The 17,957-nt window shown below is 63.6% G+C and carries 16 protein-coding genes and 2 pseudogenes; 9 read left to right on the top strand and 9 right to left on the bottom strand.

What is annotated here, in order from left to right; all coding sequences use genetic code 11:
- Positions 1-152: 152 nt before the first annotated feature.
- Positions 153-287, top strand: coding sequence for a hypothetical protein (locus HGG74_RS21980; protein ID WP_281356148.1), 135 nt, complete (start codon positions 153-155; stop codon positions 285-287).
- Positions 288-730: 443 nt separating this feature from the next.
- Here HGG74_RS21980 and HGG74_RS15545 read toward each other — a convergent pair.
- From HGG74_RS15545 to HGG74_RS15515, 7 genes and pseudogenes are all read right to left on the bottom strand, one after another.
- Positions 731-2,022 (bottom strand): annotated as a pseudogene (locus tag HGG74_RS15545) (ISL3 family transposase).
- Between the two features lie 344 nt (positions 2,023-2,366).
- The gene (locus HGG74_RS15540; protein WP_168487805.1) at positions 2,367-2,825 is read right to left on the bottom strand and encodes a hypothetical protein; all 459 of its coding nucleotides are present in this window, start codon (positions 2,823-2,825) and stop codon (positions 2,367-2,369) included.
- Positions 2,826-3,677: 852 nt separating this feature from the next.
- A complete protein-coding gene (locus HGG74_RS22155) occupies positions 3,678-3,884 on the bottom strand; it encodes a transposase family protein (RefSeq protein WP_168487803.1) in 207 nt (68 codons plus the stop codon).
- An 842-nt stretch (positions 3,885-4,726) separates the two neighbouring features.
- Positions 4,727-5,107, bottom strand: coding sequence for a hypothetical protein (locus tag HGG74_RS15530; RefSeq protein ID WP_168487801.1), 381 nt, complete (start codon positions 5,105-5,107; stop codon positions 4,727-4,729).
- Positions 5,107-5,499: a hypothetical protein gene (locus HGG74_RS15525; protein WP_168487784.1), complete on the bottom strand. Its 393-nt coding sequence runs from the start codon at positions 5,497-5,499 to the stop codon at positions 5,107-5,109. The genes HGG74_RS15530 and HGG74_RS15525 overlap by 1 nt, the downstream gene beginning before the upstream one ends.
- On the bottom strand, positions 5,496-5,900 hold the full coding sequence (locus HGG74_RS15520) for a hypothetical protein (RefSeq protein ID WP_168487782.1): 405 nt from the start codon (positions 5,898-5,900) through the stop codon (positions 5,496-5,498). Before HGG74_RS15520 ends, HGG74_RS15525 begins: the two co-directional genes overlap by 4 nt.
- Positions 5,901-5,980: 80 nt before the next feature.
- The gene (locus HGG74_RS15515) at positions 5,981-7,375 is read right to left on the bottom strand and encodes a hypothetical protein (protein ID WP_168487780.1); all 1,395 of its coding nucleotides are present in this window, start codon (positions 7,373-7,375) and stop codon (positions 5,981-5,983) included.
- Positions 7,376-8,627: 1,252 nt separating this feature from the next.
- Between HGG74_RS15515 and HGG74_RS15510 the strand changes: the two genes are divergently transcribed.
- Together HGG74_RS15510 and HGG74_RS15505 are read left to right on the top strand one after the other, a co-directional pair.
- Entirely contained in the window at positions 8,628-8,819 is a 192-nt protein-coding gene (locus HGG74_RS15510) for a hypothetical protein (RefSeq protein ID WP_168487778.1), read from the top strand.
- A gap of 68 nt (positions 8,820-8,887) precedes the next feature.
- Positions 8,888-9,280, top strand: a complete 393-nt coding sequence (locus HGG74_RS15505) for a hypothetical protein (RefSeq protein ID WP_168487776.1) — start codon at positions 8,888-8,890, stop codon at positions 9,278-9,280.
- 111 nt (positions 9,281-9,391) lie between these two features.
- Here HGG74_RS15505 and HGG74_RS21640 read toward each other — a convergent pair.
- Positions 9,392-9,648 (bottom strand): annotated as a pseudogene (locus tag HGG74_RS21640) (IS982 family transposase); the annotation flags it as partial.
- A gap of 476 nt (positions 9,649-10,124) precedes the next feature.
- Here HGG74_RS21640 and HGG74_RS21635 point away from each other — a divergent pair.
- Together HGG74_RS21635 and HGG74_RS15495 are read left to right on the top strand one after the other, a co-directional pair.
- Positions 10,125-10,454: a hypothetical protein gene (locus tag HGG74_RS21635; RefSeq protein ID WP_246262937.1), complete on the top strand. Its 330-nt coding sequence runs from the start codon at positions 10,125-10,127 to the stop codon at positions 10,452-10,454.
- Positions 10,455-11,245: 791 nt separating this feature from the next.
- Entirely contained in the window at positions 11,246-11,893 is a 648-nt protein-coding gene (locus HGG74_RS15495; RefSeq protein ID WP_168487775.1) for a hypothetical protein, read from the top strand.
- A 461-nt stretch (positions 11,894-12,354) separates the two neighbouring features.
- On the opposite strand, the gene HGG74_RS15490 is transcribed toward HGG74_RS15495, so the two are convergent.
- The gene (locus HGG74_RS15490) at positions 12,355-12,648 is read right to left on the bottom strand and encodes a putative quinol monooxygenase (protein ID WP_168487773.1); all 294 of its coding nucleotides are present in this window, start codon (positions 12,646-12,648) and stop codon (positions 12,355-12,357) included.
- Positions 12,649-13,055: 407 nt separating this feature from the next.
- Here HGG74_RS15490 and HGG74_RS15485 point away from each other — a divergent pair, with 407 nt between their 5' ends.
- The 4 genes from HGG74_RS15485 (at position 13,056) to HGG74_RS15470 (ending at position 16,964) form a co-directional block, all read left to right on the top strand.
- A complete protein-coding gene (locus tag HGG74_RS15485) occupies positions 13,056-13,871 on the top strand; it encodes a mycofactocin-coupled SDR family oxidoreductase (RefSeq protein ID WP_168487772.1) in 816 nt (271 codons plus the stop codon).
- A 135-nt stretch (positions 13,872-14,006) separates the two neighbouring features.
- The gene (locus HGG74_RS15480) at positions 14,007-15,218 is read left to right on the top strand and encodes a cytochrome P450 (RefSeq protein WP_168487770.1); all 1,212 of its coding nucleotides are present in this window, start codon (positions 14,007-14,009) and stop codon (positions 15,216-15,218) included.
- A 113-nt stretch (positions 15,219-15,331) separates the two neighbouring features.
- Positions 15,332-15,649: a 2Fe-2S iron-sulfur cluster-binding protein gene (locus HGG74_RS15475; protein WP_168487768.1), complete on the top strand. Its 318-nt coding sequence runs from the start codon at positions 15,332-15,334 to the stop codon at positions 15,647-15,649.
- Between the two features lie 52 nt (positions 15,650-15,701).
- Entirely contained in the window at positions 15,702-16,964 is a 1,263-nt protein-coding gene (locus HGG74_RS15470) for an NAD(P)/FAD-dependent oxidoreductase (protein ID WP_168487766.1), read from the top strand.
- Positions 16,965-17,957: the final 993 nt, after the last annotated feature.

Below are 17,957 nucleotides of genomic sequence, written 5' to 3'. Positions count from 1 at the left end.
AGGAACAGCAGCCGGGTGAGCTCGTTCGATCATGAGCTCGCACCATAGGTGGTGCTCGACGAATACTCGACTGGCCAGCCCTGGATCAAAGTCACTCCCCAGGTGATCGAAACCCACGACCCCGCGCAGGCGCAGACATACCCTGTGGTCGAGTGGCCACCCACGCTGCCATCCTGAACCAGCCTGCTCCCATCGAACTGTTCTTCCGCCTCACCGTTGATTACTGCGGCCTCTTCCGGGTCGTTCACGCGCTCGTCCTGACGTTGGTGGTGAACTCGGCCAGATAGACGACCATGCCTCCGCGCCTGGCAGTGACTGGTGCGCCGGACTGTTTTCAACATGATCCGGTCCACCGCAAGCCCCCGCAGCTGCGTGAGGGATCGCGTTCTTCACAGCCCGACGCCGGATCGGAGGGGCGTATGTCCGGGTGGAGAAGAAGCAGTGCATGGACCTTTGCCTCCGCCAAGGCCGTGCCGGGTACTCGCCTGCTTCAGGTCGTAGTCTGCGTCTTCGTATTATGCGAAGTGCTGCTTCCGGAAGCTCAGCTGCGCTATCAGGCAGTTTCCGGTCTTGGCCGGTTTAAAGACCCGCCCCTCGATGAATTACCAGACGCCCAAAATAAGGGAAGGACCTGTCGCTTGAGAATTTGCACTCTGAAGTTTTCTTGGCAACGGAAAAACGGTTACCGGCTCTTCGCGTTTCGTGGTGAATTCCCTGCCGCGATGCATGTTCAGCAGACCGTTGTTCGGGCTGCGCTCCTGAGCATAACCCGGGCGCGGTAGTTCCAGCCGTTGACGAAGCCACGGCCTGTTCTTTTGATGTGCTTGATGGCGGTGTTGTTCGCCTCGACCTTGGCGGTGGTGGCTCCGGTGACGATGAGGACCTCGATCTCCTTCCACCATTTGTTCACAGTGCGCCAGAGCCTGTTGGTCTCGGGCATCGAGGCCCGTTCGACGAACGTACGGAGGCGCTCCCTTGCCGCGGCGGCATCCGTCAGGGATCCGGTGCGCAGCAGCAGCCGCAGCTGTTCCTTCACCTCCCAGGCTGCCTGCAGCTTCCCGGTGGGGTCATCCTTGCGGAAGACATCGGCGAGGCGCTCCAGCCCGGCCGCCGAGAGGCTGTCGCCGGCGCGCAGCAGCAGGCGCCGATTGGCCCAGGCCGGGTCCGCGGCCCGCGCCGCCGGCCCCGCACTTCCTGGCTCAGGCGCTGCCGCACCCCGGTGAGGGCATCGTTGGCCAGCTTCACGAGGTGGAAGGCGTCCACGGACACGGCGGTGCGCGGCAGCCACATACGCAGGGCCTTGCGGAAGGCCGCCGACGGGTCGATTGCCACGACCTGGACCCCGAGCCGCCACGTCAGGGGTCGGGCGAAAAGCCAGGCACCGACGCCCTTGCTGTCGCGGCCGTCGACGATGCCCAGGACCTGCCCGGTGTCCAGATCCACGATGGTGGCCATCCACGGCTCGTAGCGCTTCCACTGGTTGGTTTCCGGGTCCTTGAAGAAGCGCACCGAGCGGAAGCGGTGTTCGTCGATACCGAGCATCCGGGGCCGGAGCCTGTCCACATCCGGCAGCTGCGTGGCCGCCTGGTTGAGCGCATCCTGGACCAGCCACCAGGAGACCCCGTGGGCCGCGGCGGCCTCGGCAGCTGCCCGGCCGGAATTGATCACGGCCGAGACCAGCGCGTCCCGGAGCCGGCGGGTGGACCGGGCCCGGCGCGGAACCTGCGGGGTCGATTCTACGAACGTCTTCCGGGCGCACAGGGCTTCGTCGCAGAAATACCTGTACTTAGACCAGAGGACCTCCACCGGACCGGCCACCAGGATGTCGCGGATCCGCTGCCGGCGGCGCGAGTGCCGCCTGGCGCCGATCACCCCGCAGGACGGACAGCCTGCCTCGGCGGTGGACTCGACATGGATCCGCCGCTGGCCGAAGGCCAGGATCTCTGCGTCCAGGCCCCGGTAGTCGGGCAGGTTAAAAATCACGGTGCCCGCGTCAGGGCGCACCGCAGTAAGCTCGGTCAAGGCTCGTAGTTCCTGTCAGTGACGAATGCGTAGAGAACATCCATCACAGCAGGGCTGCGGACCCCTTGCGGTCAAGGACACCAAACCGTTTCACCATGAACCACGAAGAGCCGGATTACCCCGGTCTGCAGTCCCATTCCGCAGCCAGCGCCAACCGGCTGCTTGGGACCGTCCACGTCGCAAAAATTCCTCATTAGGCCCGCTGCGAAAAGTACGTGCACGTCGACACATGGAAGTTCCGCTTCCAGTCAGACAGGATCTATATGGGGCATCTCAATTGACCTGACATTCCTCGCTATGTTGGAGGGACAGCCAATATCGCTTCCATTGAGGCAGGAAAACGTTTACAGCGCACCTCCGACCAGTGCTGGTGCACCATGATCCTGCTTCAAAAATTCATTTTCAACTGCCGCCCTGACGGGCAATCCGTCACGTGTGAACAACACCGGTATCTCTTCTTCGCGGATATCCTCGTTGGGTTCCCAAACGACGCGGACTACTCCTCCATACCACCAGCAACACTTAAGGCCCTGTGTCTTCGCAATCCGGCGATTCTTGCCTATAAGGCGCATCTTCAACGCATAGGGCAGGGCATGCTTGTCCTGGGAAAAACCATCCGGGAGCACGGCATAACGGCCGATTGACAGTTCGACTACCGTCCCCTTTTTCAAATCCCTGCTCGGAAGCGGATTAAAGCTGTTCTTGTATACCTCATCCTTTCTCGCGAGCTCGTCAAACTGCGGTGTCCCGTCCGAAAGATAGTACTGAGGCTCATTGGTCCGTGGGACATCATCATTGGGCATGTAAAGCAACGTAGCGGGAAAGAGATTGCACACCCACATAGCCATTTGCGCGGGTTCCAATCCCGGTTCTCCGGATTTCCTCCCCACCAGTGGGCGCAGCGTAATCGAATCGTCACACCCTGGGTTTCGCCAGATCGAGACAAGGTACTTGCTTCCCTCCTGGCTCCTAATAACTGAGCCAGACTTAACGATAGTCTTCAGGTCGGTTCCACTGCGGAGGACCGTTCCGCGAACATTCACACTTGCATTGCTTTGAGCCATGCATCTTGCCTTTCCCGGTGAACCGACTTGTCAAATTGTCACGGTTGACAATAGTTCCGCTCTATTAATGTCATGCCTTGGAGGAATGCGTTTTCCCTTACGGTTAGGAAATCATCCAGAATTCCGATCTGCGCATCCTCATATCTACAGGATACCTCCGATTTTAGGACGGTTTTCATATGACCCCGCGCAGCCGCAGGACCATCCTTGCTTTTCTGAAGCTGTCTGAATTCCCTCCAGTGCCCAAGCTCCGGGCCGTGTCTCGAGCAGAGGTCTTCACCAACCGGTTTAAGTACAACTTCAACATCACGTCGGCGCCCTTTGCCGGGCCAAGCCTTCAATGCTCGCTCTGTGTCGGACTCTGATGGTTTGGCACAGAGTGGAAGAATGACCTGAACACTCCCCGAAGCGCCGGGGTCGTCAATAGGTGCATCGAAGGGCGACTCTGGCAACGCACCAACCCGTCTTATGCTCCCTCAGCGATGGGCCGAATTCGTCGTCGCTGGAATGGGGCCGGGGACCATCCGGAGTACCGGTCAACGTATCCAGCAGATCCGAGCCCGCTACTTCATTGCGGAGGTGTGGCCAGCCTTAGCCGGCATCGGGGCATCTCCACACCCCCTTGGCCCAGACCAGAGGTACCGGCCGGCCGAACGACGGGGCGTGACGCAGGCGGACCCGGCGGCGCCCGTGCCCGACCGCCAGGACACCGCAGGCCAGGCATCCTGCGATGGTCCGGTCGGTTTCGACGTTGACCAGCAGGTGGCCACCGGCATCGGCGGCGGAGATCACGTGCACGCCGTCGGCGCTGAACAGTACGTCGGCCAGCGCACACTAGCGACCGCCCGGGCAGAGAGTAGCATGGGACATGTCCGGGTCTCTTATGAACTTCGTTGCTTGGTCGCTACCAATTAAAGAAGGCTCCGGGCCTTCATCCCCGTACCGGCTACGCCGGACGGGGCCACCGGGGTGGCCAACACCCGCCGGATCGTCCGCGGCTTCCGGAACTTCACCAGCTACCGGCCGCGCCTGCTGCTCTCAGCCGGCGGCCACCGCCCCTGGCGTCGGAACCAGCCCAACCACGCTTAACTGGGAAGAGCCATATTTGTCCTGCCTACAGCCAGGTAACAGCCTCATCCAAGGCCAGTCCCCAGGATCGCAACCGGGCGCAGCTTCATCGTTTATCACTATGAATCCAGGCTTTGCCGTTGTGATGGTTATGCAGGGATCGTAACGGGAGGGTGAGGAGAAAGCTGTAGCCTTCCCTGTCGCGTATAAAGTGGCGGGTGCGTCACGCCGCCCGTCGGGAGTTGATCCGGTCGTTCGGGGTGCCCCGCTCCGGCTTCTGGGCCCGGTCGATCAGGCTTTCGATCTCCTTGCGTGCCTTGGCGCTCAGCTTGATGTCATCGAGACCTCGGCGGGTGTCACCAACAGCGGTGACGGCGGGGAATCCGCTTGAAGTGCTGCTCCCAGTCTCCGTCGGACATCATTAGGGAGATGTTCCTCTTGACAGTGTCCTGAATCGCGCGCAGGGTCGCATGAGGGGCATGCATGGTCCGAGGGCGACGCCGGAATGATCGTGCTGTCCACCATTTCGAGGATGGGGTCTACCAGCTCGTCCTGTGTCATGGTAGTTGACATCAGAGAGCACCTCCTGAGAGTGCTGGCGGACCGCCTCCATCGCGGTATTCCATCTCTGCATCGGAGTACAAGTCGACCGTGAAAACGGCCAGCACTCTGTATCTCAGCGGCGTATTTATGCCTCCGATCCTGCTCGCGGTGAACCCCTCGCACCGCTGCCCCTTAATTTGTTCGCGGCGGTACCCGCGCTTACAGAGCGCCGACACCGCCCAGTCCACGACGACCTGCGGCGCCTCGGTGCCGATAGTCTCGCGCAGATGTTCGTCGTGCTTATTGGTCTCGACCGACATCGCCAGGTAAATCTGATTGTCACTCTTCGGGTACAGCTCGCGTACCTTGATCACAGGGCCCCGTGAGCGCTTCCTGTTCCAGAACGCCATCAGAGCGCACCTCCCCGCAGGGCATGCGCGGATGACCCCTCGTCTTCAATGCGCATCCGTTCCAGTACGGGTGCAGCCAGCCGACGAAGCTCCTCGCGCGTTTCCCGAACGTTCTCGCTGCGCCTTTCCAGCTGCTGCTGAACTTCCTCGATCCGCAACGAGGCGTACTCAACGCGCTCCTGCCACCCGGGGAATGCTGCCTCCTCCTCGTAGTGGTATTTGTGCCGTGCCATTCCCAGATCGATGCGCGATGCCCTCTCGTACTTCTTCCAGTTAGCCAGGGAACGCCGCTTGCGAACGAACTCCTCCACGGCGGCCTGGCCCAGCAGCTTCAGCTGTACCCGCCGGAAACGGTCCGGATCGACTCCCCACGGTTCCTCAACCTCGTTCACCGTGCACCTCCTGTCAATGCCACTGCTGCACCTTTGAGCTGGGCCTCCTGCATGACCTCGATCCGGTCCAGTACGGGACCCGCTACGGGCTGCCGGTCTCCGCGTCGATGTCCTCGCCCGCCCAGAACGCATGTGCATGGCGCTGGAGTGCCGCCTAGGCCTTGCTCCACTCGTACCCCTTGCAGCCAGTTGTGTTCGGCGTACTTCTGAGCGCCGACGCCGTAACGGCGGGCAATGCCGGCGAGTACCTCTGGAGGGATCGGGTACTCGGCCTCGGTGATCCGCCCCGCCGCCCAGTCACCCGGCAGCGCAAGGCGCACGTCCTCCAGTACCCGGCGCTCCATCCGGACTGCGCGGCGCGCCGCGGCGCCTGCGAAGCATTCGTCGATCTGCTCCGTCATTCCCAACCCTCCAGTTCCTGTGACCGCTGCCGCCGTGGATGCAGACCGGGTGCCGTGAAGAATTTTCCCGGACAGGTCGTTCATGCGGCTGCTCGTGCGTCGTTCTGGAGGGCATTCGGGCGTGATAAACCCAAATATCCGTAAAACTTCGTGCCGTGCTCTCCGCGGGCCAGCCAGTTGTCCGGGACGCGGTTTTGGAAGCGCTTCCGGATGGTTCCCTTTCCGGTTTTCTTGAAGTAGCGGACCATTTTGTTGACGGCGTCCGCCGGGTCAGCGCACCAGTGCTTCCTGACCTCCTCTGCTGAGGGAAGCCGGGTCAGCTTTTCCCGAGCGTTGTCCTGCCCGGTGATCCTCCGCCAGACTTTTGCGAGCCACGTGTGATAGGGCCAGCCGCTGAATTCGCTGTGGTAGGGGGAGCGGCGTCCATACGCCGACCGCCCGGCAGGTGGTTGGGCGATCCAGAGGTGAAGGTGGGCGACGCCGTAATCGATGCTGTTGCGGGGTCCCACCCGGCCCTTTATCTTCCCGTGTTGGGCGGGGGCAAATTCCTTCTTCCACACGGCCCTGAGGGGCTCGTGCCAGGCGGCCTTGTGCATTTCCGCCAGCGTCTGAAGGTGGCGGGCGATCATGTCGTTGGTCAGGGTGTCGGCCAGGGCATCGCTGTACAGGAGGGTGAGCAGGCACTGGGCTTCGATGATCGGGCTCAGGTCGAGGCCCCGGTACCGATTTTCCATTGCCTTGATGGCCTCGGAGGAGAACTGCTTCACGATGCGCTGTTTGGACTCCTCGCACAGCCCCGGCCCAATGGCGTCACCGGGCTCGGCGTCTGCGTCGTCGTGATCGAAGAACGAGGAGGCCGGCTTCAGCGAGAAAGCCCACCCGTCCCGGGCCGGCTTATCGGCACCAGCGACAGCACAGGTTTCCTGATAGCTGCTGTGACCAGCCCCTTTAATACTGTTGCGTCCGGTGCCGAGCGTGCATTTTGCCTTGCCAGCATTGGGAAGCAGGGAGTGATCAGCATGCCTGCTGCCTGCACGGGAGCTTCGGTAAGAACCCGCATTTTTTACCCGCACTTTTCGACGCCGTGCGTCGAAATACGCCTGCTCATCGGCGCACGGCACGCGTCGCCAAGCCTCAAAGGCCTCCCTGTCCACGTCGTCGACGGTCGTCTCTTCGGGACCGGTGCAATGGGTATCGTCCCCGAAAGCCTCCCGAAGACCGAGTTCGCAGAGAACATTCACCTGCACCTCGTCAGGGAGACCGTTCCAGGTATCCCAGAAGGCGTCATTGGCAGCGAGCACATCCGGATGGCTTCCGTCCAGGAACCCGTCCTCGATCTGATCGAGGAACGCGTGCATTGCTCTGACGAAGGTCCACGTCGACGCACGTCTCATGACCTCGGGGGTGAGGCCCTTCAGCCGTTCGTATCGGCTGTCAGCTGCGGTCTGGGCGTTGCGGGTGGTGACAGTATTCATATAAAGAGCCCTTTCGTGATCCGGTGGTTTGTTGCAGACTCCGCGTATCTGCGTTCCATGCCGCTCATTCCTGTGAATGCTCGGGGCGCCGGGTCAGCTCTTCCTTAATCTCTTTTCTTCTTCGTGTACCCCCGCAGGGGTTTCCACCCTCAGGACTGCTGCGGCAGCAGCCCGGCACTCTTGGCTTACCGTGTCCGTTCGGTCTTCACCACCTGCGGGAGGTCGCTCTCCACTGATGCAGGCAGAGCCAGCATACCCGAGCAATCGCGGCGCTTTTTCTGCGGCTGACATCGCTTTGGATAGCAGAGCGCATCCCCTGCCTGCCGAGGTTCGGCGCCTGAACTTCTCAAGGATGGCGCTTCCGACCCACGCCATACGACGCGCGATGATGGCCAATGTGGTTCTTTCGGGCCCTCTCCCCGAGACATACGTCCTGTCGGGAGTTGCCACGACGGGCCAGTCGGGGCCGCGCTGGTCGAGCACACCGGCCGGGTCCTGCTGCGGAGGTCTAAAGCTGCACGCGGTCTGCGCTTAGGATGTCCGTCACGGCCGTGTCACAGGGGTCCGCCCAGCAGGGGAGAGAGGCCCCCGGGGTCGAGGTGCTCCGTCTCAGCCTCGCGATACAGCTCGAACGTGAACGCGACGTGGATAGTGAAGTCAGCCTTGGTCCTGATTGCGCTGTATCCCTCGCACCGTGTCGACCTGATCTGCGCGCGGCGGTACCCGCGTTTATCGAAGTCTGCTTCGCTCTTGGAGGTGCATGGACCTCCCGTAGAGTGCGGTACCGCGACGGCTCGACCCAGTAGCAACCCGGACTCCCTGGTTGGCGACTTGAGCCTCTCGGCGGTACGCTCCGCCTCGCTCCGATCGTGCAGCGAGACCATCCGTTCCCCTCCCCAGTAGGCTCTGAAATTACCTCCCGGCCCTGTATCGCGCCAGCACCCGGCCGCCGCCGGGCGCCCGCCGCAGGCGCGCCGGCCCTTGGGCCCGATCGGCATAGGCGCTGACACCTGTCCGCTCGGGGGAGGCAGCAGGTGGCAGCAAGACCTGGTAACTGGCCGGGCATGACTAACAATTTGTTCAAGGGCAGCAGTCGACGGTCATTGACCCACCACATGCCCACTTACTGTGGACCTGCGCGAATGCCCGAAACGCGTGCCGAGGCCAAGATCAAGGAAGCGTCCAACGCCACGCCTGGCAACGAATGGCAGGACGGCGAAGCCCTTTTCTTCCGGGCCTCCTGCGGCGGCAGGTGGCCGAAAATGTCGCCGAACCGCTCAGCAAGGGAACCTGCGTCATCGCGCCCGACGCCGAAGAAATGGGGGTGTCGCTGCGCTATAACTCCACCACGATCAACCCGAGAGTCGGCACGAACCGCGTCAACCTGGAAGCAGAGATACCCGAGACCGCGCTCTGGAAAGTCCCCTCAGGGACTAAGGCCTGAAAGGCTGTCGGTTCCGACAGGTACGCTTGCCGGGACCGGCGCAGGATCCTCTAAGACAAGGGAAGACAATGGCACACGAAGATGACCTCCGGGCCTGGGCTAAGGGCATGCACACCATTGAGGCGGCCACTGAGCTGCTGATCCGCGCGTTCGGCGGACGGTACGCTGCGGTCGGCCGGCCCTGGATCCGGAAGGATGGCTCCGACGGGAAGCCATGGATCGACTTCGAAGTGATCCCGGAATGCATCGGCGGCAGCTCCGGCGGCGAACGCAGATTCCTGATGCTGGCCGCCTCGCTGGCTGACAACGTGCCCGTCGTGCTCAGCGACACCATCCCCGGGATGGACCGGGAGAACCTGGACCTCGTCCTCGCCGCGATAGCCCACGCCGGCGGAAGCCACGAACACTCGGACAAGCTGGGCAGCCTCTATCCGTGGCCCCGGAGCCTGGATTCCGTCTAGGCCGGAAGGAGTGCATGTGCGCAGAAACAAGCCGGCGTCATTCACCCCCTGCTTCACCGAAGACGCGGCGGGATAGGTCAGAGCCGCCCTCCTGGCCGCCGGCCAGATGATCTATTCCTGATGGTCCCAAGCGCCCAGGGCCCGCTTACGGGTTGTTCCGATGCGCCAGTTGTGCCAGACAGCGGCGGCCGAGGCAGGCAGTCAGGAGCCGGTCCGGGCGTAAACCCCGCCAGGGTCCGTGCCGCGTGCTGGTCCATTCCGAGCTGTCCCTTGAGGGTGTCGAAGACGGACTCGACCCACTGCCGGATGCCTCCGAGGCTGCCGAACCAAGGTCTTTCATCCCGGCGTTCCGGGCGGAGCAGGCTGGCCGGACTGGCGAGGCCGGGGCAGCGGTGATTCCGAACATCACCCAGGGGGACAGGATGGCTGGGCTGTGGGTGTACTTGGCCGGGCCGGGGCGGGCGAACGAACACGAGGATCCGCATCTGGTGGCCGGAGACCCGGCGGTGGTGGCCTGGCACGACGATGATGAGCTGGAGCGGGATGCAGCCCTGGCGGTCGCGGCCCATCTGGACCGGCCGCGGAAGTTCCATGGCACGGCGGCGGCCGGCGGGCACGTGTTCTATGGCTCGCTGAGCCTGCCGGCCGATGACGGGCAGCTGACTGACCAGCAGTGGGCAGAGATTGCTGAAGAGTTCGTCCCAGCGATGGGATTCACCGGGGATCATGGCAACGCCCCGTGCCGGTGGGCCGCGGTACGGCACGGGAGGAGCCGGAACGGCAACGACCACATCCACTTGGTCGCCTCCATGTCCGCGAGGACGGCACCAAGTGGAACGCGTGGATGTCCAAGTATCGCTCCCAACAAATTTGCCGGGCCCTCGAGCAGACGTACGGGCTGACCGGACTTGACCCGGCGTATGCCGGGCGTGGCTACACCCCTGTCGAGCAGGCCAGGGTCGCCCGGCAGGGCCGGCCCGACATTGAACGCCACACCCTGGCCAATACGGTGCGGGCCTGTGTCGCGGCGGCCGCGGACGAGGCCGAATTCATCCGTCGTGCCCGCGCCGATCACCTGCTGCTGCGCGCCAGGTTCGCGGCCGGGCGCACCGACGTGGTCACCGGCTACTCGATGGCCGAACGTCCGCGGCTGGAGGGCGGCCGGTGTGGTTAGGCGGCAACACCCTGGCCCGGGACCTGGCCCTGCCCCGGCTAAGGGCACACTGGGCCGACACCCCGCAGGCCGCGGCCGCGGCGGTGGCCGAATGGACCGCGGCCGCCCGCAACCGGCGCCCCACCGCCCCGGGCCGGGAAACCACGCTGTGGCCGCGCGGATGTGGACAGAGTATGCGCACGAGGCCGCGGCACTGCGCCAGGCACTGGATGCGGTGCCTGCCGGTGACCGGGCCACGTGGGCCCAGGCCGCCGGCGACACTGCCGCGGCCTTCGCCACCTGGTCCCGCCGCCTGGAACCCGTGCCCGGGCCGCTGGCCGCGGTCGCTCGGGAACTGGCTGGGGCCGCCCAGCTGCGCAGCCCTGCACCACGGCGTGCGGACGTGCCGTCGGCCTGCGGCGTCGGGGCCCTGCTGGCCGCCGGTCACCGACCGGTCCGGCTGGATGCTGATGTTCCGCCAACTGGCCAACACGGCCAAGGCCCTCCACGACTTGCATGCCGCCGCCGGCGACCTGCACCGCCTCTGGAACCTTAGAAAGCCATTGCCGGGGCCACCGAAGCGGTCCGCGCCGCCGTCCCGGCCTTCGCGGCACCGGGTGCCGGACAGGAAGCACCGGGCGGGAACGAGACCGGGGCCCTGCGGGCCGGGCGGCAGGAAATGCCCGGGTCGGATCCGTGCCGCCGGCCCGCCTGATCCGGTCCGATTCCCCGGCTCTCCCCGGGCCGCCCACCAGGCCAGGCCCGCCGCAGTGCCGGCCCGGCATCGAACGCTAACCCATAGGAGGCAGCGGGTGAATGAATCCGACGGCATCGACGAGATGGTGGAGGTCAGCCTGCGCGCCGGGCTTCTGGCCGCCGCCGGATTGGGCGAACAGCTGGCCCGGACCGGTGAGCGGGCCCTGCGCGAAACACGGCGGATGGAAGAGCTCCGAGTGCGTGAACTGCGGGAGCGCTTCGAGACCGCCCGGGCCGCCGGCCGCGCCGAACTGGCACCCCTGACGAGGGAAGACTGGTGGGACACCGCCACCCCGGCCATGATCCGGCAGGCCCGCGACACCGCCGCCGCCTGGGCACCCTGGGACCCGGTGGCCGCCGCCCACGTCGCCACGCTCCAGGCCCGGAGCCCCCTCGGGCCAGACGGGTCCGGCCCGACCGGAACCACCACGCCGGACCCGGCCGGCACCGGTAACACCCGGGCCCCCGCCGCCGGCTCACCGGAGCCCGGCGGAGCGGAAGGGGAGGACTCCGCCCGGCAGGCGGGCAAGCACCGGGCTGTCCCGCCGGAACGGCCCGGGCCTAGGGGAGTGACAGACCCGGCGTGGACGGCTTCGACAACGGCCCGAAGGGGCCCTCCGGGGAGGGCCTTGATCAAGTTCGACGGCCGGTTCAAGCCGTTCCGCCCCGGCGTCCGGGTTGCTCCCTGCGCCAACCGGGCATGAGACGGCGGTTCACCGCGGAAGTGTCGGCCGCAGCCGCAGCCCACGGGCGCGGGGCCAGCGAGAAGTTACCGGCGAAAATCCGAAGGTCAAACGCGCCCAAGCGCTGAAGCTTGCCGACATTGACAAGATCGTCGCGCCGCGCAATCGCCTATCGCTATCTGGGCTTGGACGCCGGCTGACGGCAGCACTGGGGCCCGGCAGCTTTGGGGCGAAACGTCACGACATCTGCCGGTCGGGACGAGTTCAGGAGCGGGAGGTGCCGTTCTCCCCAAAGAAGCGTCGCTCACGACGCCCTTAAACAAAGGTCGTCATGAGTTCGACCAAGTTAAGGCGCAGGGACCCGAAGTCCTAGTAGACATGGCTGTTCAGGCCGATGGATCCAGCCATGATCGTCGACTGGATCGTGAGCTTAGGCACGCCTCCGGCGACTGTCGTACTAAGAGATTAACCAGTGATCACGCTCAAACGTGCGACAGGTCGTACTTCGCTACAGACGGCGGACCTGCGAGGAAGGGTGCGAGTTCGGACTTGACGCCCTGTGAGGACCGGTAGGACAGATAAGCCGCATTGTGCTCAGCCGATTCCCAAGACTCAACCAGCAGCCAGCGCGTCTCGTCGACGCGGTCAATTAGGACATCTACTCCGAGGCATCCGTCAAAGGTCCGCGTGAATTTGAGGGTGCGCCCCACGGCTTCCTGTGCCTCTTCCAGACACTCCGGCTTGAAGGTGAGGGTTGCAATAGCGGTAACAGACATCACTTTTCCTTCCTTTAGTTATAATCATTATTCAGTTAGCGTCCCGGGTGAGCAAGCTTGGCTTACAGCACCATCCCGAACCGACCGGCTTCCATGCCGTAAGGCTCCCGGTGCCTCGACGTGGCGAGCGTCGACTCGCCGGGCCAAATGCAGTTTCCGGCAGGGATGAGCACATCCCCTCCGGAAGCTTGGCAGTGAACTAGTCCATCGACAGGACCGGCGGGCCAGGTCCGAGTACCATCCTCGTCCGCCAAGGGGCGCAGATGCAGAGTTCGCTGGGGCCAGCTTGAGGCCTCGGCCTTGACCCCTCTTACCGTCTTCGCTACGGTGACCTTCATCACTATAAACATGGATATGTTTGAAATCCTTACGACACAGCTGTCGAGAGCAGAGAGTGAAGGCATGCAATGACAGGTCGAGTTGCAGGAAAAGTAGCTTTCATCACCGGAGCGGCACGGGGGCAGGGCCGTTCGCATGCGGTCCGCTTGGCGAAAGAGGGGGCCGATATCATCGCCGTCGATATCTGCTCGGAGATACCCGATGTACCTTACTCCCCCGCCACCTCCGAGGACTTGAAGGAGACGGTGGCGCTAGTTGAGGCGCTTGATCGCAGGATAATCGCCACCGAAGTCGACGTCCGCGATCTCGACGCCCTGCGCTGGACGGTCGACCGGGCTGTGGCCGAGCTGGGACACCTCGACATCATCGTGGCCAATGCCGGCGTCTGCATTCCGGCGGCTTGGAACGCGGTCACCCCGCAGGTGTTCGACGAGACGATCGAAATCAACGTCCGGGGCGCGTGGAACACCGTTATGGTGGGTGCGCCATATTTGGTGGAGGCCGGAGGCGGTTCGGTCATCATTATCAGCTCCGCTGCGGGGCTGAAAGTCCAACCGTTCATGGTGCCATACACCACCAGCAAGTTCGCCGTCCGCGGGATGGCGAAGGCCTTCGCCGCGGAGCTCGCCAAGCACCACATCCGGGTCAACAGTGTCCATCCCACGGGGGTCAACACTGCGATGATGAGCGAGGGGCTGCTGGCCGCCCTCAACCCTGCGATCGAGAACGACCCGCGGCTGGGCGGCATGTTCACCAATCTCCTGCCCGTGGACCATACGGAGTCCGAAGACATCTCCGACACGGTCCTGTTCCTGGCTTCGGACGAGTCCAAGTACATGACCGCGCACGAGTTGGCACCCGACGCTGGCGTCACAGAATTCTAACCACCGCGTCCCACAATTCTTCCCCAGTACATCTGCAAGAAGAAAGCGATGACGACCCCCGCTTGCGCGTCCGGCCGCAGGGTCTGAGGTAGCGGCAAGCCACGTCCCCCAATAATCAGCAGGAAGGCAGGACTGATGACTGCAACGAAAGATCTCTCCCGACCGGCGCATGTCCCTACCGAACTCGTCATCGATTTCGACTGGTTCAACTTCGGTACCAAATTTGATGACCTACAACTTGAATGGGAGCGGCTTCGCGAAAAGGCTCCTGGCGGGATCTTCTGGACCCCGCGAAACGGCGGACACTGGGTCCCTCTCGGTGGAGAAGACGTGGCTACAGTGCTATCTGATTACACCAGGTTCTCGGCAATCGACATCTACATCCCGGCGAATGTCAATCGCACGGCACAGCTGATCCCCATTGAGATGGACCCTCCCGAGCAGCTGGACTTTCGCAAGATCATTATTCCGTTCCTTGCATCGAAGAACCTCCAACCGGTAGAGGACAGGGCGCGTGCGCTCACGATCTCGCTGATTGAGGGGTTCCTCGCGCGCGGTGAATGCGAGTTCGTCAGCGAATTCGCGGCCATTCTGCCTGTGGCCGTCTTCCTCGATCTCATGGGTCTGCCTCAAGATGATCGAGAGATGTTGAGGGGCTTCGGGGAACAGATCACTCGGTCCAGCGACCCTGAGCAGCGACTGAACTCGCAGAAAGCACTTGAAGGCTACCTGCTGGGCTGGATGGAGCAGCGCCGGCAAGATCCCGGTGACGATCTGCTGTCGGCGATCGTCACCGCCGATGTGAATGGTCGCGAGATCACCGAAACCGAAGCGCTTATGCTGGCCATGAATGTGCTCCTCGGGGGGCTCGACACCGTGGTCAATATGTTGGGGTTCTTTGCGCTCTTCCTTGCTCGCAATCCAGGGCATCGCAAGCAGCTCATCGAGAATCCCGAGCTTGTGAAGCCGGCAGTCGAGGAATTGATGCGTCGCCACAGTATCGTTGCGAACGGGCGCAGAGTCATCCAGGACACAGAGATGAGCGGCGCTCAGCTTCGTGCGGGCGATATGATCCTCGGCTCGACGGTGTTGTACGGCACCGATGCGTCAATCACCTCAGACCCGTTCACCGTGGACTTCGAACGTGAGTCGTCAAAACACATCGCGTTCGGCAAGGGGAATCATGTGTGCCCCGGACAGCATCTTGCGCGACGCGAGCTGAAGGTGTTTCTGGAAGAGTGGATGAAGAGAATCCCCGACTTTTCGCTGCAGTCGACTGATCAGCTGCAGATCGCTGTCGGTCACGTTGCCGGACTCACCTCGCTCGAGCTGCGCTGGCCTTCCTGAAATCCACACCAGGCGCCTGACGGGTCAATGCTAGCCCGATGATCTTGGTGTTCCACCCGCTACAGCACACTCAAGATCCGCAATGCGAAAAACAACTTAGAGGGGAATAAGCAATGCCGACGATTACTTTCGTTGATCCCCACGGCATCGAGCACGACGTCGAGGGTGACGTTGGACAAAGTCTCATGACCGTGGCGGTCAACCATGACATCCCGGGCATCGAGGGCGAATGTGGAGGTGAAATGGCTTGTGGCACTTGCCATGTGTATGTCGCCGATACTGCTGGTTGCGTACCTCCACCGCGCACGACCGACGAGGCCGAGATGCTTGAAGTGCTTATTGACGGAGTCAAGCCGACCAGCAGGCTCGGCTGTCAGATCCGGGTGGGCCCCGAGCTGGACGGCCTGTCCGTGACCGTTCCGAGCGAGTAGAGGCAATCGCACTCAACACGAATTTCCAGGCAGCGCAGCTAAGGATGGATACATGAACGAGCACCACGACGTCGTAATCGTCGGGGCCGGCCACGCAGGGGTTAACCTAGCCGCATACCTGTCCAAGGGCGGGTACCAGGGGTCCGTCGCACTGCTCAGTAACGAGACAATCCTGCCGTACAAGCGGCCTCCGCTGTCCAAGGGATTTCTTCTCGACGCCGAGCCTCTGGAGTCCCTCCCCCTGCGGACGGCCGAGTACTGGGCAGCTTCACCGGTGGACCTTCAACTTGGGGTCGAGGTTTTGGAGGTGCGGCCGGACGAACAGACGGTCGTCACCGCCTCGGGCAGGGAGCTCACGTACGGTCGCCTGGTGTGGGCGGCCGGTGGCCGGGCCCGCTCTCTGCCGCTCCCTGGAGCCACGCTGCCGGGGGTGCACCAAGTCCGCACGCTGGACGACGTCTTGGCGCTCAAGCAGGAGCTGCCGAGAGCCTCCCGGGCGGTGTTCGTCGGCGGCGGCTACATAGGGCTTGAGACGGCCGCCGCGTTCCGCGGCCTCGGGCTTGACGTGACGGTCATCGAGGCAGCCGGCCGGGTGCTGGAGCGCGTTACCTCCGCGGAGATCTCCGAGTACTTCCATCGGGTGCACCGGGAGGCCGGGGTCGACATCCGGTTGGGTGCAACCGTGAAGGAGTTCACCGAGCGGGACGGACGCGTGGCGTCGGTTGTCCTCGGCGATGGCGAGGTGCCCGCCGACGTCGTGGTCGTCGGGATCGGTCTTGTCCCCAACATTGACATCCTAGCCGCGGCGGGGGCGAGCTGCAGCAATGGCATCGAGGTGGACGAGCTGTGCCGGACCAGCCTGCCCGCGGTCTCCGCGATCGGAGACTGCACCAGCCAGCTCAATCCTTACGCCCCGGACCGGAGGATGCGTTTGGAATCGGTGCAGAACGCAAACGAACAGGCGAAGGTTGTAGCCTCGGATCTACTGGGTAGGCCTGCCGCTAGCGGCGAGGTACCGAAGTTCTGGTCCGACCAGTACCACATCAAGCTCAAGACAGCAGGCCTTATTGCCGGGCACGACCAGATGGTCGTCCGCGGCGATCCTGGCAGCGGAGTCTTCTCCGTCCTTTACCTCTCGGCGGGCCGGCTCGTGGCCATCGACTCCGTCAACAATCCCGTGGATTTCGCGAAGGGAAGCGCTCTAATCAAGCAGCGTGCTCAGATCGCCCCCGAGGTCCTGGCGGATTCGGCGCAGCCGCTGCAGGAAACCGGTCTCCCGCTGACGGCGCCCGGAGCCAGGAGCCGCGTTGGGTGAAGCCAGCCATGAGTTCACCAAGTAGCACTGCAATTGCGGCGGGCCCCCAGGGGTACCGACGGCAGAATCAAGGCGACATCGAGGTGCAACCTGAGCGCCCTGCCGTACTGGTCAACGATCGCGCCGGGCTCCTCGGAATGACTCAGACCTGCGTTGCCGCAGAGATGGTTCGCAGTGCCTACCTGACGCAGCCCCCCAACCGTCGAGGCGCATGCCGTGGGCAAAAATGTCGAGGCCGGTGACCCCGAGAAGAATGCGGCCAAGGCCTCGGTCCGACGAGCAGGACCTGCCGTGGACACCCTAGATCGGTCAGGATCCTGCAGAGCTTCGCTTCGTCGTCGGGCAGGGATCAGTCCTAGAGTAACTTTCCGGTCTGATCAAGGGCGACGGCAGAACGGTCCGATTTCCCATCTCCAGATCGATGAATACGTCGATGTCCTGCTGATCCAAGCTCACTGCGTACCGCCTTCCGTCAGCCGCATCCACGTTAGGAATGACCTCGCAGGGCGTACCTCTATCTCCAATGATGGTGCCTGGTCCGGGACTGGCTGGGGCGGGATCCTTGGCCCGCAAGGCGTTGCCATCGCAGCGATTCCACTGGGGATCCCGATTCTCGAGGACGTGTCCGAGCCAGCGACTGAGGTGAGGTATCGTCGTCTTCGGCGCCCTCGCCGGTCTTTCGGTAGGGACCGTCCTGACAGGCCTGGGCCATCGGGCCGCGTTCTGGCTTTGCACCCTACTGGGCCTGGTTGTGACCATCTCGATTCTGCTTACGACAGGCTCCCGCGCGGCTGGTCGGTTCGATATCGTTTGGGCTATCGGGTCATGGCGCAGACCTCCGGATCCGTTGTCGGACCCTCCCAGACCCTGATACGGGGCTGGACCTCGGCATTAACCCTGAGGCAATGATCCCCGGAACTGCGGCCGGCATGGGGGCGCGGCGCACATGCGGCGCGCCACGGAGCCCCTGCTCGATCTGCGGGCATCGATCTG

Origin of the sequence: Arthrobacter mobilis, from assembly GCF_012395835.1 — a bacterium.
Classification (GTDB): domain Bacteria; phylum Actinomycetota; class Actinomycetes; order Actinomycetales; family Micrococcaceae; genus Crystallibacter; species Crystallibacter mobilis.
Note: the sequence above shows the minus strand (reverse complement) of the source record. Positions and strands in the feature narration are given on the sequence as shown.